At 65.5% G+C, this 13986-nt stretch carries 13 protein-coding genes; 10 read left to right on the top strand and 3 right to left on the bottom strand.

The window, feature by feature from the left end; all coding sequences use genetic code 11:
* Window positions 1-11 precede the first annotated feature (11 nt).
* Together N2604_RS15190 and N2604_RS15195 are read right to left on the bottom strand one after the other, a co-directional pair.
* A complete protein-coding gene (locus tag N2604_RS15190) occupies window positions 12-1262 on the bottom strand; it encodes a Zn-dependent hydrolase (RefSeq protein ID WP_260375435.1) in 1251 nt (416 codons plus the stop codon).
* A gap of 120 nt (window positions 1263-1382) precedes the next feature.
* Complete coding sequence (locus tag N2604_RS15195) at window positions 1383-2300, bottom strand: LysR family transcriptional regulator (RefSeq protein ID WP_260375436.1); 918 nt, start codon at window positions 2298-2300, stop codon at window positions 1383-1385.
* 120 nt (window positions 2301-2420) lie between these two features.
* Between N2604_RS15195 and N2604_RS15200 the strand changes: the two genes are divergently transcribed.
* The 6 genes from N2604_RS15200 to N2604_RS15225 all read left to right on the top strand — a co-directional run bounded on the left by N2604_RS15200 (window position 2421) and on the right by N2604_RS15225 (window position 8009).
* Complete coding sequence (locus tag N2604_RS15200) at window positions 2421-3236, top strand: putative hydro-lyase (RefSeq protein ID WP_036004926.1); 816 nt, start codon at window positions 2421-2423, stop codon at window positions 3234-3236.
* 89 nt (window positions 3237-3325) lie between these two features.
* Window positions 3326-4570: an ABC transporter substrate-binding protein gene (locus tag N2604_RS15205; RefSeq protein WP_260375437.1), complete on the top strand. Its 1245-nt coding sequence runs from the start codon at window positions 3326-3328 to the stop codon at window positions 4568-4570.
* A gap of 194 nt (window positions 4571-4764) precedes the next feature.
* Window positions 4765-5598: a branched-chain amino acid ABC transporter permease gene (locus N2604_RS15210; RefSeq protein ID WP_260376229.1), complete on the top strand. Its 834-nt coding sequence runs from the start codon at window positions 4765-4767 to the stop codon at window positions 5596-5598.
* On the top strand, window positions 5598-6593 hold the full coding sequence (locus N2604_RS15215; RefSeq protein ID WP_260375438.1) for a branched-chain amino acid ABC transporter permease: 996 nt from the start codon (window positions 5598-5600) through the stop codon (window positions 6591-6593). The genes N2604_RS15210 and N2604_RS15215 overlap by 1 nt, the downstream gene beginning before the upstream one ends.
* The gene (locus N2604_RS15220; RefSeq protein WP_260375439.1) at window positions 6590-7321 is read left to right on the top strand and encodes an ABC transporter ATP-binding protein; all 732 of its coding nucleotides are present in this window, start codon (window positions 6590-6592) and stop codon (window positions 7319-7321) included. Before N2604_RS15215 ends, N2604_RS15220 begins: the two co-directional genes overlap by 4 nt.
* Window positions 7305-8009, top strand: a complete 705-nt coding sequence (locus N2604_RS15225; protein WP_260375440.1) for an ABC transporter ATP-binding protein — start codon at window positions 7305-7307, stop codon at window positions 8007-8009. Before N2604_RS15220 ends, N2604_RS15225 begins: the two co-directional genes overlap by 17 nt.
* A gap of 184 nt (window positions 8010-8193) precedes the next feature.
* On the opposite strand, the gene N2604_RS15230 is transcribed toward N2604_RS15225, so the two are convergent.
* A complete protein-coding gene (locus N2604_RS15230; protein ID WP_260375441.1) occupies window positions 8194-8880 on the bottom strand; it encodes an aldolase in 687 nt (228 codons plus the stop codon).
* A 107-nt stretch (window positions 8881-8987) separates the two neighbouring features.
* Here N2604_RS15230 and ltnD point away from each other — a divergent pair, with 107 nt between their 5' ends.
* The 4 genes from ltnD (at window position 8988) to N2604_RS15250 (ending at window position 13835) form a co-directional block, all read left to right on the top strand.
* Window positions 8988-9905: an L-threonate dehydrogenase gene (gene ltnD / locus N2604_RS15235; protein WP_260375442.1), complete on the top strand. Its 918-nt coding sequence runs from the start codon at window positions 8988-8990 to the stop codon at window positions 9903-9905.
* 11 nt (window positions 9906-9916) lie between these two features.
* On the top strand, window positions 9917-10699 hold the full coding sequence (gene otnI, locus N2604_RS15240) for a 2-oxo-tetronate isomerase (RefSeq protein ID WP_260375443.1): 783 nt from the start codon (window positions 9917-9919) through the stop codon (window positions 10697-10699).
* On the top strand, window positions 10696-11970 hold the full coding sequence (otnK, locus tag N2604_RS15245; protein ID WP_260375444.1) for a 3-oxo-tetronate kinase: 1275 nt from the start codon (window positions 10696-10698) through the stop codon (window positions 11968-11970). Before otnI ends, otnK begins: the two co-directional genes overlap by 4 nt.
* A gap of 173 nt (window positions 11971-12143) precedes the next feature.
* The gene (locus N2604_RS15250; RefSeq protein WP_260375445.1) at window positions 12144-13835 is read left to right on the top strand and encodes a methyl-accepting chemotaxis protein; all 1692 of its coding nucleotides are present in this window, start codon (window positions 12144-12146) and stop codon (window positions 13833-13835) included.
* The last annotated feature ends 151 nt before the right edge of the window (window positions 13836-13986 follow it).

A 13986-nucleotide genomic window follows, 5' to 3' on the forward strand; every position in this document is an offset into this window, starting at 1 on the left:
ATTCTCTCCGGTCAGGACGCGACGCCGGCGATCGCCAGCACGGTATGCATGAGGACGTTGGTGCCTGCGGCGCAGTCGCCTTGCGTCGCATCCTCCAGCTCGTTGTGGCTGATGCCGTCCTTGCAGGGCACGAACACCATCGCCGCCGGCATGATCGTGTTGAGGTTGCAGGCGTCGTGGCCGGCGCCGGAGGTGATGCGGCGCGAGGAATAGCCGAGCGTCTTGGCCGCGTTCTCGACGGCAGCAATCAGCTTCGGATCGAAATGCGTCGGCGGCTTGCGCCAGACGAGATCGATCTTGACCTCGACCTTGCGGCGGGCGGCGATCTCGGCGATTGCCGCACGCAGATCGCGATCGAGCGCGTCCATGATGGCGTCATCGGCACTGCGGCAATCCATGGTGAAGGCGATCTCGCCGGGAATGACGTTACGCGAGGGATTTGCGATCACGGCCTCGCCGATGGTGCCGACTGCGTTCGGCCCGTGCTTCTTCGCAATCGACTCCATCGCCAGCACGATTTCGGACAAGGTCGCCAGCGCATCGCGCCGCAGCGGCATCGGCGTCGAGCCCGCGTGACTCTCGAAGCCGGAGATCTTGCCGTCGTACCAGAGCACGCCCTGACCCGAATCGACCACGCCGATGGTCTTGCCTTCGGCTTCCAGGATCGGCCCCTGCTCGATGTGCAGCTCGACGAAGCAGCCGAGCTTCTGGAAGCCGACCGGCTTGTCGCCGCGATAGCCTATGCCGTCGAGCGCCTGGCCGACGGTGGTGCCCTCGGCGTCCTTGCGCGACAAAATGTCGTCGGTGGTGAAGTCGCCGACATAGGCGGCGGAGGCCATCATTGCAGGTGCGAAACGCGAGCCTTCCTCGTTGGTCCAGTTCACGATGCAGATCGGCGCCTCGGTCTCGATGCCGGCATCATTCAGCGTGCGGATCACCTCCAGCGCGCCGAGCGTCCCCAGGATGCCGTCATACTTGCCGCCGGTCGGCTGGGTGTCGAGGTGCGAGCCGATGCCGACGGGCAGCTTCGACATGTCGCGGCCCCTGCGCAGGCCGAACATTGATCCGAGCGCGTCGACGTGGACTTCCAGTCCGGCATCCTCGCAGGCCTTGCGGAACCAATCACGTACCTGCTTGTCTTCGCTGCTCAGCGTCAGCCGCCGCACGCCGCCTTTGGCCGTCACGCCGAACTGCGCGGTCTCGTGGATGGAGCCCCACAGGCGGGCGGAGTCGATTTGCAGGTTGGTGGCGGCTCGGCTCATGCGGTCGTTTCCATTTGTCGCTGTCATTCCGGGGCACCCGTAGGGCGAACCCGGAATCTCGAGATTCCGGGTTCTCGCTTCGCGAGCCCCGGAATGACGGTAGAAAATCCGGCGGCTTTTTCAATGACGCGCCTGCGCGGGCGCGTCAACCGCGAGGCTGCTCTGCGCAATCTGCCGTGCAAGCTCGGCGACGCGCTCCACGGCGACGACGTCGGGTGAGGCGAGCCAGCTCGCCGTGAAGGTCAGCGGCGCGATGGCGAGATCGGTGTCGAGCAGCTGCAGGCGCCCGTCGGCGAGCTCGTTCTCGACGATGGCATCGGGGATCACGGCGATGCCGAGTCCCTCGACCGCCATGTGGATGACGGTCGCCAGCGAGGCCGACGCGTGCAGGCGGATCGGCGGCAGCTCCGGCCGGTCGAACACCTCCCGCACGACCTCGTAAGGCTTGGTCTTGCGCGGGAAGGTGATGATCGGAAACCGCGCGAGCTCCGCCGGCGTCACCGGGCCCTTGCCGAGCCCGAGCGAGGGACTTGCCAGGAAGCCGATCGGATAATCGGCGAGCACGCGGTTGTGCACGCCGGAGGCGGACAGCGGCCCGACGACGAAGGCGAGCTCGATCTCCTGCGCGAGCAGGCGCGCGGTGAGGTTCGGCGTGATGTCGACCTCGATCTCCAGCGACAGGTTCGGATAGACCTCGTTCACGCTCTTGACGAGCCGCGGCAGCCAGGTGTGCACGATGGTCTCGGCGACGCCGAGCCGCATCACGCCGCGCATCGCGGAAGCATCGCCGATCTCCGCCATCATCGCGGCGCGCAGGCCGATCAGCTTCTCCGCGTAGACCATCATCTGCCGGCCGCTCGGTGTCGGTGACGCGATGCGATGATCGCGGTTCAAGAGCTTCACGCCCATCTCGCGCTCGAGCTGGGCGATGCGCTGGGAGATCGCCGGCTGGGTGGTGTTGAGCCGCTGCGCGGCGCCGCGGAAGCTGCCGAGCTTCACAACCCACAGGAACGTCTCGATCGACCTGAAGTCCAGCATTGGAAGGATTTTCCCAATCGATAAATCAGATTTATCGAGATTGATTAGAAACGAAGATTAGACTTTATAGCACGCTTGGTGTTGGCTTGTCTTTGTCGAGTTTATAGGCAGGTCGATCACATGACTGTTTTGGTGGCAGCGCAGCAAACTGAAACACCCGACGCCCTCCCGAGCCGCAAGGCCCGGCTCGCCTACCGCGAGGGGCTGGTCGCCTCCACCGCCGGCGTCGCTCCCGGATACGTCCAGGGCAATCTGGCGATCCTGCCGGCGGAATATGCCGGTGCCTTTCACCGCTTCTGCCAGCTCAATCCCAAGCCGTGCCCGATCATCGGCATGTCCGATGTCGGCAGCCCTTACATCCCCTCGCTCGGTGCCGATCTCGACATCCGCACCGACGTGCCGCGCTACCGTGTCTGGCGCGACGGCGAGGTCGTGGACGAGCCGACCGACGTGAAGAGCTACTGGCGCGACGATCTCGTCACCTTCGTGCTCGGCTGCTCGTTCTCGTTCGAGGAGGCGCTGCTCGAGGAGGGCATGCCGATCCGCCACATCGAGAAGAACGTGCGTGTGCCGATGTACCGCACCAACATCGCCTGCGGTGTATCAGGTCCGTTCGCCGGTCCCATGGTGGTATCGATGCGCCCGTTCAAGCCGGCCGACGCGATCCGCGCGGTGCAGATCACCTCGCGCTATCCGGCCGTGCACGGCGCGCCCGTGCATCTCGGCCATCCGCACCTGATCGGCATCAAGGATATCGCCAAGCCCGATTACGGCGATCCGGTGCCGGTCGCCGACGACGAGATCCCGGTGTTCTGGGCCTGTGGGGTGACGCCGCAATCGGTGATCAACGCCGCGAAGCTGCCGTTCGCGATCACGCATTCTCCCGGCCTGATGCTGGTGACGGATCTCAAAAACAGAAACATGGCCGTGATTTAGTGGGCAGCGTCTGCTGCTTCTTCAGGCTTTACCGCATCCACCAATCGCTTCATTCGATCAGCCGAAATTCAGTAACAGGGGACTTTGCCATGACGATCACTCGCCGCGACGTGTTGTTGGGAGCCACCGCCACTGCCGCTCTCGTGCCGCTGGCAGCGCGCGCACAGACGTCGGAAGTCGTGATCGGCGTGATCTATCCGTTCTCCGGCGGCAGCGCGCAGCAGGGCGTCGACGCGCAGAAGGCCTATGAGACCGCGCTCGAAGTCATCAACAAGGACAGCGATTTCGACCTGCCGCTGGCGAAGGGCGAAGGCCTGCCGGGTCTCGGCGGCGCCAAGATCCGTCTCGTGTTCGCCGACCATCAGGCCGATCCGCAGAAGGGCCGCGCCGAGGCCGAGCGCCTGATCACGCAGGAGAAGGTCTGCGCCATCATCGGCACTTATCAGAGCGCGGTGGCCGTCACCGTCAGCCAGATCTGCGAGCGCTATCAGGTCCCGTTCGTGTCCGCCGACAATTCCTCGCCGAGCCTGCACCGCCGCGGTCTGAAATATTACTTCCGCGCCTCGCCGCATGACGAGATGTACTCGGCTGCGATGTTCGACTTCTTCGACGCCATGAAGAAGAAGGGCACCAAGATCGAGACGCTGTCGCTGTTCCACAAGGACACCATCTTCGGCACCGATTCCGGCAATGCCCAGACCAAGATCGCCGGCGAGCGCGGCTACAAGATCGTCACCGACATCAAGTATCGCGCCAACTCGCCCTCGCTCTCGGCCGAGGTGCAGCAGCTCAAGACAGCCAATGCCGACGTGCTGATGCCGTCGAGCTACACCACCGACGGCATCCTCCTGGTCAAGACCATGGCCGAGCTCGGCTACAAGCCGAATGCGATCGTGGCTCAGGACGCCGGCTTCTCCGAGAAGGCACTCTACGATGCCGTCGGCGACAAGCTCGAAGGCGTGATCTCGCGCGGCACCTTCTCGCTCGACCTGGCGCAGAAGCGGCCGATGGTCGGCAAGATCAACGAGATGTTCAAGGCCAGGTCCGGCAAGGATTTCAACGATCTCACCTCGCGCCAGTTCATGGGCCTGATCATCCTCGCCGACGCCATCAGCCGCGCCAAGTCGACCGACGGCGAGAAGATTCGCGACGCGCTTGCCGCGACCGACATCCCGGGCGAGAAGACCATCATGCCCTGGAAGCGCGTCAAGTTCGACGAGATGGGCCAGAACAACGACGCCGATCCGGTGCTGCTGCAATATGTCGGCGGCAAGTTCGTCACCATCTTCCCGCCCCAGGCCGCGATTGCCGAGGCGATCTGGCCGATGAAGTAAGAGTGTGAAGCGGGAGCTCAGCTGTAGCTCCCGCCCTCATCCTGAGGAGCGGGCGTAGCCCGCGTCTCGAAGGACGAGGGCTGGGCCATCCTTCGAGACGCGCCGGTGCGCGCTCCTCAGGATGAGAATCTATTTCGGGGGACAGACTTTTGACAGCCCAAGCCATTATCCAGAGTCTCGCGAGCGGCCTGCTGATGGGCCTGCTCTACGGACTGATCGCGGTCGGCCTCGCGCTGATCTTCGGCCTGATGGACGTCACGAACTTCGCTCATGGCGAGTTCCTGATGATCGCGATGTATCTGTCCTTCTTCCTGTTCGCGTTCTTCGCCATCGATCCCTTGCTGTCGGCGCCGCTGGTCGCCGCGGCACTCTTCATCTTCGGAGCGATCATCTACCTGCTCCTTGTACGCTTCGCCATGCGGGCCAAGGCCAATGCCGGCATGGTGCAGATCTTCACCACCTTCGGCCTCGCCATCGTCATGCGCGGTCTCGCGCAGTACTTCTTCACGCCGGACTATCGCAGCATTCCGCAGTCCTGGCTCGGCGGTAAGACCATCTCAATTGCCGGCATCTTCCTGCCGGAGCCGCAACTGGTCGGCGCGCTGGTCTCGATCGCGGCCTTTGGCGCCCTCTATTTCTTCATCCACCGCACCGATTTCGGCCGCGCGCTGGAAGCCACCCGCGAAGATCCCGGCGCGGTGGCCCTCGTCGGCATCGACAAGAACCGCGTGTTCGCGTTCGGCTGGGGGCTTGGCGCCGCGCTGGTCGGCCTCGCCGGCGCGATCATGGCGGTGTTCTTCTACATCTATCCGGACGTCGGCGCCTCCTTCGCGCTGATCGCCTATGTCACGGTGGCGCTCGGCGGCTTCGGCAGCGTGTTCGGCGCCTTCGCCGGCGGCATCATCGTCGGCCTCGTCGAGGCGGTCACGGCCCTCGTGCTGCCGCCCTCGCTGAAGTCGGTCGGGATCTACGCCGTCTATCTCCTGGTCGTGTTCATTCGGCCGCGCGGCCTGTTCGGATCGATCTGATGGACAAGAATTTCGCTGCGCGGCGCCGCCGCGACCTCATCATCGCCGCGGTGCTGGCCGGGCTGGCGGCGTTGGCGCCGCTGTTCGTCAAGGACGTCTACGTCCAGAACATCCTGATCCTGACCTTGATGTATGCGGCGCTGTCGCAGAGCTGGAACATCCTGTCCGGCTATTGCGGCCAGATCTCGCTGGGCCACGCGCTTTATTTCGGCATCGGCGCCTACACCACCGAGCTCCTGTTCACCAAGTTCGGCGTGCTGCCCTGGTTCGGCATGCTCGGCGGCGGCGTGATTGCCGCCCTGATCGCGATGGGGCTCGGCTATCCCTTCTTCCGCCTGCGCGGCCATTACTTCGTGATCGCGACCATCGTCATCGCCGAAATCGGACTGCTGCTGTTCCAGAACTGGGAGTGGGCGGGCGCCGCGATGGGCATCACCATTCCGATCCGCGGCGACAGCTGGCTGAAATTCCAGTTCCTGCGTACCAAGCTGCCATACTTCTACTTCGCGCTGGCGCTGTGCTGTCTCGCCTGGTTCGTCACCTGGTGGCTGGAAGATTCCAAATGGGGCTTCTGGTGGCGTGCGGTGAAGGACAATCCGGAAGCCGCCGAAAGCCTCGGCGTCGTCGTGTTCAACTCCAAGATGGGCGCGGCCGCCGTCTCGGCTTTCCTCGTCGCCATCGGCGGCGCCTTCTATGCGCAGTTTCTCGCCTATATCGATCCTGAAAGCGTGATGGGCTTCCAGTTCTCGCTGCTGATGGCACTGCCGGCGGTGCTCGGCGGCATCGGCACCCTCTGGGGTCCGGTGTTGGGGGCCGCCATCCTGATCCCGATGACCGAGCTGACGCGCTCCTATATCGGCGGCTCCGGTCGCGGCGTCGATCTCATCGTCTACGGTGCGCTGATCGTGGCGATCTCGCTGGCCTTGCCGCGCGGCCTGGTGAGCCTGTTCTCCCGTGCAAAACCCAAGAACCAGGTCAAGGGAGCCACGCGATGACCGCGCTGCTCGAAACCCGCGGCGTCTGGCAGCGCTTCGGCGGTCTCGTCGCCAACAGCGACGTCTCGATCTCGGTCGGCCGCGGCGAGATCGTCGGCCTGATCGGCCCGAACGGCGCCGGCAAGTCGACGCTGTTCAATCTCATCGCCGGCGTGCTGCCGCCGACGCAAGGCTCGATTCTATTCGATGGCGAGGACGTCACCAATCTGCCGGCGGCCGAGCGCTGCCAGCGCGGCGTCGGTCGCACCTTCCAGGTCGTGAAGAGCTTCGAAACCATGACTGTCGTCGACAACGTCATCGTCGGCGCGCTCGTGCGCAACACAGTGATGCGTGAAGCGCGCCGCAAGGCGCATGAGGTGCTCGAGTTCACCGGCCTTGCCGCGCGCGCCGATGTGCTCGCCAGCGACCTCGTGCCGGCCGAGAAGCGCCGCCTCGAAGTCGCGCGGGCGCTTGCGACCGAACCGAAGCTGCTGCTGCTCGACGAGGTCCTCACCGGCCTGACGCCGACCGAGGCGCAGACCGGCGTTGCCCTGGTGCGCAAGGTGCGCGATGCCGGCATCACCGTGCTGATGGTCGAGCACGTCATGGAGATCGTGATGCCGCTGGTGGACCGCGCCATCGTGCTCGACCTCGGCAAAGTGCTGGTCGAGGGCAAGCCCGCCGACGTCGTCCGCGATCCCAAGGTGATCAAGGCATATCTGGGAGATCGTCATGCTGTCGGTGCGTGAAGTCACCACGGCCTATCAGGGCCTGGTCGCGATCTCCGCGGTCTCGATCGAGGTCGAGAAGAGCGAGATCGTCTGCGTCGCCGGCGCCAACGGCGCGGGCAAGTCGACGCTCCTGAAATCCATCGCCGGTGCCGAACGCCCGCGCTCGGGCACCGTGACCTTCGACGGCAAACGCCTCGACGGCATGGCGCAGCATCACATCACGGCGACCGGCATCGCCTATGTGCCGGAAAACCGCCGCCTGTTCCCGCGCTTGTCAGTGCGCGACAATCTGCGTCTCGGCAGCTACCTCTACCGCGGCGAGGCGGACCGCGAAGGGCCGCTCGATCTCGTCTTCAACCTGTTTCCGCGCCTCCAGGAGCGTTTGGAGCAGCGCGCCGAGACGCTCTCTGGCGGCGAGCAGCAGATGCTCGCAATCGGCCGCGCCCTGATGACGCGCCCGCGGCTGTTGATGCTGGACGAGCCCTCGCAGGGAATCATGCCGAAGCTGGTGGATGAGATTTTCCAGGCCGTGAAGCGCATCCGCGACGCCGGCATGACCGTGCTGATCGTCGAGCAGCGCATGGCCGAGTGCCTCGAGATCGCCGACCGCGCCTACATTCTGCAGACCGGCCGCGTGCTGATGCAGGGCCCGTCCGCGGAGATCAAGGGCAATCCGGACGTGAGGAAGGCGTATCTGGGGCTGTAGGCGCTGCCGTAGTCGCCACGATATCCGCCGTCATCCTGAGGTACGCGCTCTTACGCGCCTCGAAGGATGGGCCGCGAGCGCCTGTAGCCCATCCTTCGAGGCTTGCGATCCGCTGCATCGCAAGGCTCGCACCTCCAGCGACAACCGGTTCGCGGTTGCGCGGGGATGACGGCGGAGTGTTTGGCTAGTGCCCGTGCCCGAGCTCCGGCAGCGTCACCCCGAACACCTTCACCAGATCCTTCACCTGCTCCGGCGACAGATATCGCGGGTTCATCCCGCGCAGCAGCAGATACAGCTTCGCCGTCTCCTCCAGCTCTTCCGTCGCGAACACCGCGGCCTCCAGCGTGTCGCCGGCGACGACCGGGCCGTGATTGGCGAGCAGCACGGATGAGTATTTCCCCGCCAGCCCCTTGATCGCGTCCGCGACCGCGGGATCGCCGGGGCGGTAATAGGGCACGAGTGCGGTGGCGCCGCATTTCATCAGGTAATAGGCCGTCATCGGCGGCAGCGCGGCGCGCGGGTCGATCTCGGGGAGCATCGAGAGCGCGACCGAATGGGTGGAGTGCAGATGCACGATGGCCCGCGCGCTTCCGCGCGTGTCGTAGAGCGCATTGTGCAGCGGAACTTCCTTGGTCGGCGCATCGCCCGAGACCAGCCGGCTCCCGCTGTCCAGCCGCGACAGCTTTGCGGGATCCAGGAAGCCGAGCGAAGCGTTGGTCGGCGTCACCAGCCAGCCGCCATCGTCCAGCTTGACGCTGATATTGCCGGAGGAGCCCGGCGTCAGCCCGCGCTCGAACAGGGACCGTCCGAAGCGGCAGATCTCCTCGCGCAGCCTTGTTTCGTTGCTCGTTTCGGTTCTCATGGCCGTCATGCCTGCTTGTCTCACGCTTTGGCAGCGCGGCCAAGCCGTGTTATTCGGTTGCCAAGCTGCCGCAAAGGGCGGCTATTTTGGGAAACGTTCGCAAGGGTCAGTTGCATATGTCCGCCTCCACGTCACAAAGTCAGCGTATCGCCGTCGTCGGGCTCGGCTCGATGGGATTTGGCATGGCGACCTCACTCAAGCGCGCCGGCCACGCCGTGACCGGCTGCGACGTCTCGGCTGATGCGGTGGCGCGGTTCGTGAAGGACGGTGGCGCAGGCGCCAAAACGCCGGCCGAGGCGGCCAAGAGCGCCGATATCGTCGTCAGCGTCGTAGTGAATGCCGCCCAGACCGAGGCGATCCTGTTCGGCAAGGATGGCGCGGCCGAAACCATGCCGAAGGACAGCGTGTTCGTCTCCTCCGCCACCATGGACCCGGACGTGGCGCGGCGGCTCGCAAAACAGCTTGAGGCGACCGGCCGGCACTATCTGGATGCCCCGATCTCCGGCGGGGCGCAGCGCGCCGCACAAGGCGAGCTGACGATCCTCGCCTCCGGCAGTCCCGCCGCCTTTGCGAAGGCGCGGCCGGCGCTCGATGCCATGGCTGCAAAGCTCTACGAGCTCGGCGATGCGGCCGGGCAGGGCGCTGCATTCAAGATGATCAATCAGCTGCTCGCCGGCGTGCACATCGCCGCCGCCAGCGAAGCCATGGCGTTCGCGGCCAAGCAGGGCCTCGACATCCGCAAGGTCTACGAGGTGATCACGGCTTCCGCCGGCAATTCCTGGATGTTCGAGAACCGCATGCCGCACGTGCTCGACGGCGACTACACGCCGCGAAGCGCGGTGGAGATCTTCGTCAAGGATCTCGGCATCATCCAGGATATGGCGCGCAGCGCCCGATTCCCCGTGCCGGTCTCCGCCGCCGCGCTCCAGATGTTCCTGATGACGTCGGCCGCCGGCATGGGCCGCGACGATGACGCATCGGTGACGCGGATGTATGCGCAGGTCACCGGCGTCAAGCTGCCCGGCGACAAGTAAGAGGATCTCCAATGCCGCGTTTCGCCGCCAATCTCTCGATGATGTTCACCGAGGTGCCGTTCCTCGACCGCTTCGACGCTGCTGCGCAAGCGGGCTTCACCGCGGTGGAGTTCCTGTTTCCCTACGAGCATCCCGCCGAGGTTGTCGGCGAGCGGCTCAAGCGCAACGGCCTGACCCAGGCGCTGTTCAACCTGCCGCCGGGCGACTGGAACGCCGGCGAGAAAGGCTTTGCCGCGCTGCCATCACGCTTCTCCGATCTCAAGGCGAGCCTCGATACGGCACTGCCTTATGCCAAGGCGACCGGCGTCAAGCGCCTGCACCTGATGGCCGGCATCGCCAACCGCAGCGAGCGCGTCGCGATCGAGGCCTTCTACAAATCGGTGGCCTGGGCTGCGGAATTCTTCGCGCCCCACGGCATCGACGTCGTGATCGAGCCGATCAATGCGCGCAACGTGCCCGGCTACTTCCTCAACGATTTCGGCTTCGCGCGGGATCTGATCCAGGAGCTGAGGCTTGCGAACCTGAAACTCCAGTTCGACATCTATCACTGCCAGATCATCCACGGCGACGTCACCATGCGCTTGCGCGAGATGATGCCGATCATCGGCCACATCCAGATCGCCAGCATTCCCTCGCGCAACGAGCCCGACGGCGAGGAGCTGAACTTTCCGTTCCTGTTCGAAGAGCTCGACCGGCTCGGCTATGCCGGCTTCGTCGGCTGCGAATACAATCCGCGCGGCAAGACCACCGATGGCCTCGCCTGGTTCAAGCCCTATGCGGGAGTGAAGCCGTGACCCTCGCATTGGGCTGCATCGCCGACGACTATACCGGCGCCTCCGATCTCGCCAACACGCTGACGCGCGCGGGCCTGCGCACCGTCCAGACCATCGGTATACCTGCCGACGATCTGGCGCTGCCCGAGGTCGATGCCGTCGTGGTGTCGCTGAAGAGCCGCTCGATCGAGGCCGGCCTTGCCGTGTCGCGCTCGCGCGCGGCGGACAAATGGCTGCGCGGCCGCGGCGCTGGCCACGTGCTGTTCAAGATCTGCTCGACCTTCGATTCCACCGACGCCGGCAATATCGGCCCCGTCATGGACGCGCTGCGTGCCGATTGCGGCGAGGGAGCCGTGCTGGTGACGCCGGCCTTCCCGGAGACCGGGCGCACCGTCTATCAGGGCAATCTGTTCGTCGGCGCCGTGCCGCTGAACGAGAGCCCGCTCAAGGACCATCCGCTCAACCCGATGCACGATTCCAACCTGGTGCGCGTGCTGGCGCGCCAGAGCGGGACGCAGGTCGGCCTCGTCGATCTCGCCACCGTCATGCGCGGCGCGGAGGCGGTGCGGGCACGGCTGGCCGAGCTCGTCGCCAAGGGTATCGGTGCCGCGATCGTCGACGCCGTGTTCGACCGCGACCTCGAGACCATCGGTCTCGTCGCCGCCGAACACCTTCTGTCGGTCGGCGCGTCGGGCATGGGCCTCGGGCTTGCCCGCGCGCTGGTGTCGACGGGCAAGGTGAAGCCGGCGCCGAGCAGCGAAACCGGCGCAGCCGTCGGCGGCATGGCGGCATGCCTTGCCGGCAGCTGCTCGCAGGCGACGCTTCAGCAGATCGCCGTCGCCGAACGCATCATGCCGGTGCTCCATCTCGATCCCGAGCGGATCGTCACAGGCACCGAGGAAGCGCAGCGCGCGCTGGACTGGGCAAGGCCACGGCTTGCGGAAGGCCCGGTGCTGATCGCCTCGAGCGCGACGCCGGAAGCCGTTGCCGCCGTGCAGGCACGCCATGGCCGCGATGCCGCCGGTCACGCCATCGAGCAGGCCATGGCCGGGATCGCGGAGGGGCTGGTGCAGGCCGGCGTCCGGCGCTTGATCGTCGCCGGTGGCGAGACATCCGGCGCCGTGGTCGATCGGTTGAAGATTCCGGGATTTCTCGTAGGAGTGGAAATCGCCGCCGGAGTCCCTGTGCTGCGCGCGGTCGGCTCGGAGGCTGGCGACATGTTGCTCGCCCTGAAGTCCGGAAATTTCGGCGGCGCAGAGTTCTTCACGGATGCGCTTAGGCTCATGCGCTGAGCGCAGGGCATTCTTAGCTGCCTGTTCACTTGTTTCGGGCTCCGTAACTCGCACGGAGTCGTCGCTGACACCTGCACGGGTGCTCTGCTGTCGGATGTCGGTGCTGCTCCCCTTTGGTTGATTCGTAAAACTTCCGGGCGCGGCACCGCCGCCAGCACAAAGAGACTCCTATTATGCTCGCCACCATTTCCATCCGCGCCAAGATCATCAGTGTCGTGGCGTTCCTGCTGGTCGCGATGGCCGGCATGGGCCTGCTCGCCGTCATGAAGATGCGGTCCATGAACGCCAACACGGTCGACATCACGACGAGCTGGATGCCGAGCGTGCGGGTGCTGGGCGAGATCCGGGCCGCGGTCATCACCTACCGCAACGTGGTCCGCGAGCACATGCTGGCCGAGACGCTGGATGACAAGCTGGAGGCGGAGAAGACTGCGGCGACCGTCACGGAGATGTTGGCCAAGGCTCGAAAGAACTACGAGCCGATGATCACCTCGCCGGAAGAGCGGGCGCTCTATGGCGAGTGGTCGAAGTTGTGGAGCGAGTACCAGAAGGGCGCCCAGGAGGTCATGGAACTGTCGCGCATGGAGGCCGGCAAAGTTCCGCACGGGTCCCATGAGCTCAACACCAAGACGGTCAACAAGATCGGCCTGAAGTCCGACGAGGTCCTGCAGAAGGACATCGATCTCAACACCAAGGGCGGCGGCCAGGCCGCCAGCGACGCCGCCGACAGCTACGCCTATGCCTTCATGCTGGTCTCGGCCATTCTCGGCGCGGCCGTCGTCATCGGCATCGGCGTCGGCTTCTACCTCGTCCGCGACGTCTCCAGCGGCATCAACTCCATCACGCTGCCGATGCAGGCGCTGGGCCGGGGCGACCTCTCCGCCGAGGTCCCGCATCGCGGCGAGAAGACCGAGATCGGCGCCATGGCCGACGTGCTCCAGATCTTCAAGGAGGCGCTGATCGCCAAGAAGGCCGCCGACGAAGCCGCCGCGGCCGACGCCGAGGCCAAGATCGAGCGCGGCCGCCGCGTCGACAACATCACCCGCGAATTCGAAACCATGATCGGCGAGATCGTCCAGACCGTGTCGTCGGCCTCGACCCAGTTAGAGGCCTCCGCCTCGACCCTGACCGCGACGGCCGACCGTTCGCAGCGGCTGGCGACCACGGTGGCCGGCGCTTCGGAGGAAGCCTCGACCAACGTGCAATCGGTGGCGTCGGCGACCGAGGAGATGGCCTCGTCGGTCGGCGAGATCAGCCGCCAGGTGCAGGAATCGGCGCGGATGGCGGGCGATGCCGTCGGTCAGGCCCGTGCCACCACCGAACGCGTCGCCGAATTGTCCAAGGCCGCCGCGCGCATCGGCGACGTCGTCGAGCTGATCAACACCATCGCGGGCCAGACCAACCTGCTGGCGCTGAACGCCACCATCGAGGCGGCGCGCGCGGGCGAAGCCGGCCGCGGCTTTGCCGTGGTCGCCTCCGAGGTGAAGGCGCTCGCCGAGCAGACCGCAAAGGCGACCGGCGAGATCGGCCAGCAGATTTCCGGCATCCAGGCGGCGACCAATGATTCGGTCGGAGCGATCAGGGAGATCTCATCGACCATCGAGCGCCTGTCGGAGATCTCGTCGGCCATCGCGGCTGCGGTGGAAGAGCAGGGCGCCGCGACGCAGGAGATCGCCCGCAATGTGCAGCAGGCGGCGCAGGGCACCCAGCAGGTGTCGTCCAACATCACCGACGTGCAGCGCGGCGCGACCGAGACCGGCACGGCTTCCTCGCAGGTGCTGTCCGCGGCGCAGATGCTGTCGAACGATTCGAGCCGGCTGAAGACCGAGGTCGGCAAGTTCCTGACCAACGTCCGCGCTGCGTAAGATTTCGCGCGAGGAGTGCCCAGCCAAAGAGCGGCGTCAAAAGCGCCGCTCTTTTTCTTTTCACGGCCGGTAGCATGATGGCGCCTGCGGGTAACATCATGGGGCGTTACCGTAAACCTACGTAGGGCGGGTTTTCACCGTTGGTTAAATT

This window comes from Bradyrhizobium sp. CB1015, assembly GCF_025200925.1.
Classification (GTDB): Bacteria; Pseudomonadota; Alphaproteobacteria; order Rhizobiales; family Xanthobacteraceae; genus Bradyrhizobium.

Coding starts and splice junctions, on each gene's coding strand:
- N2604_RS15190 (WP_260375435.1), bottom strand. CDS start 1,262: ATGAGCCGAGCCGCCACCAACCTGCAAATCGACTCCGCCCGCCTGTGG.
- N2604_RS15230 (WP_260375441.1), bottom strand. CDS start 8,880: ATGACGGCCATGAGAACCGAAACGAGCAACGAAACAAGGCTGCGCGAG.
- N2604_RS15250 (WP_260375445.1), top strand. CDS start 12,144: ATGCTCGCCACCATTTCCATCCGCGCCAAGATCATCAGTGTCGTGGCG.
- N2604_RS15200 (WP_036004926.1), top strand. CDS start 2,421: ATGACTGTTTTGGTGGCAGCGCAGCAAACTGAAACACCCGACGCCCTC.
- N2604_RS15225 (WP_260375440.1), top strand. CDS start 7,305: ATGCTGTCGGTGCGTGAAGTCACCACGGCCTATCAGGGCCTGGTCGCG.
- N2604_RS15220 (WP_260375439.1), top strand. CDS start 6,590: ATGACCGCGCTGCTCGAAACCCGCGGCGTCTGGCAGCGCTTCGGCGGT.
- otnI (WP_260375443.1), top strand. CDS start 9,917: ATGCCGCGTTTCGCCGCCAATCTCTCGATGATGTTCACCGAGGTGCCG.
- N2604_RS15210 (WP_260376229.1), top strand. CDS start 4,765: ATGGGCCTGCTCTACGGACTGATCGCGGTCGGCCTCGCGCTGATCTTC.
- N2604_RS15205 (WP_260375437.1), top strand. CDS start 3,326: ATGACGATCACTCGCCGCGACGTGTTGTTGGGAGCCACCGCCACTGCC.
- N2604_RS15215 (WP_260375438.1), top strand. CDS start 5,598: ATGGACAAGAATTTCGCTGCGCGGCGCCGCCGCGACCTCATCATCGCC.
- ltnD (WP_260375442.1), top strand. CDS start 8,988: ATGTCCGCCTCCACGTCACAAAGTCAGCGTATCGCCGTCGTCGGGCTC.
- N2604_RS15195 (WP_260375436.1), bottom strand. CDS start 2,300: ATGCTGGACTTCAGGTCGATCGAGACGTTCCTGTGGGTTGTGAAGCTC.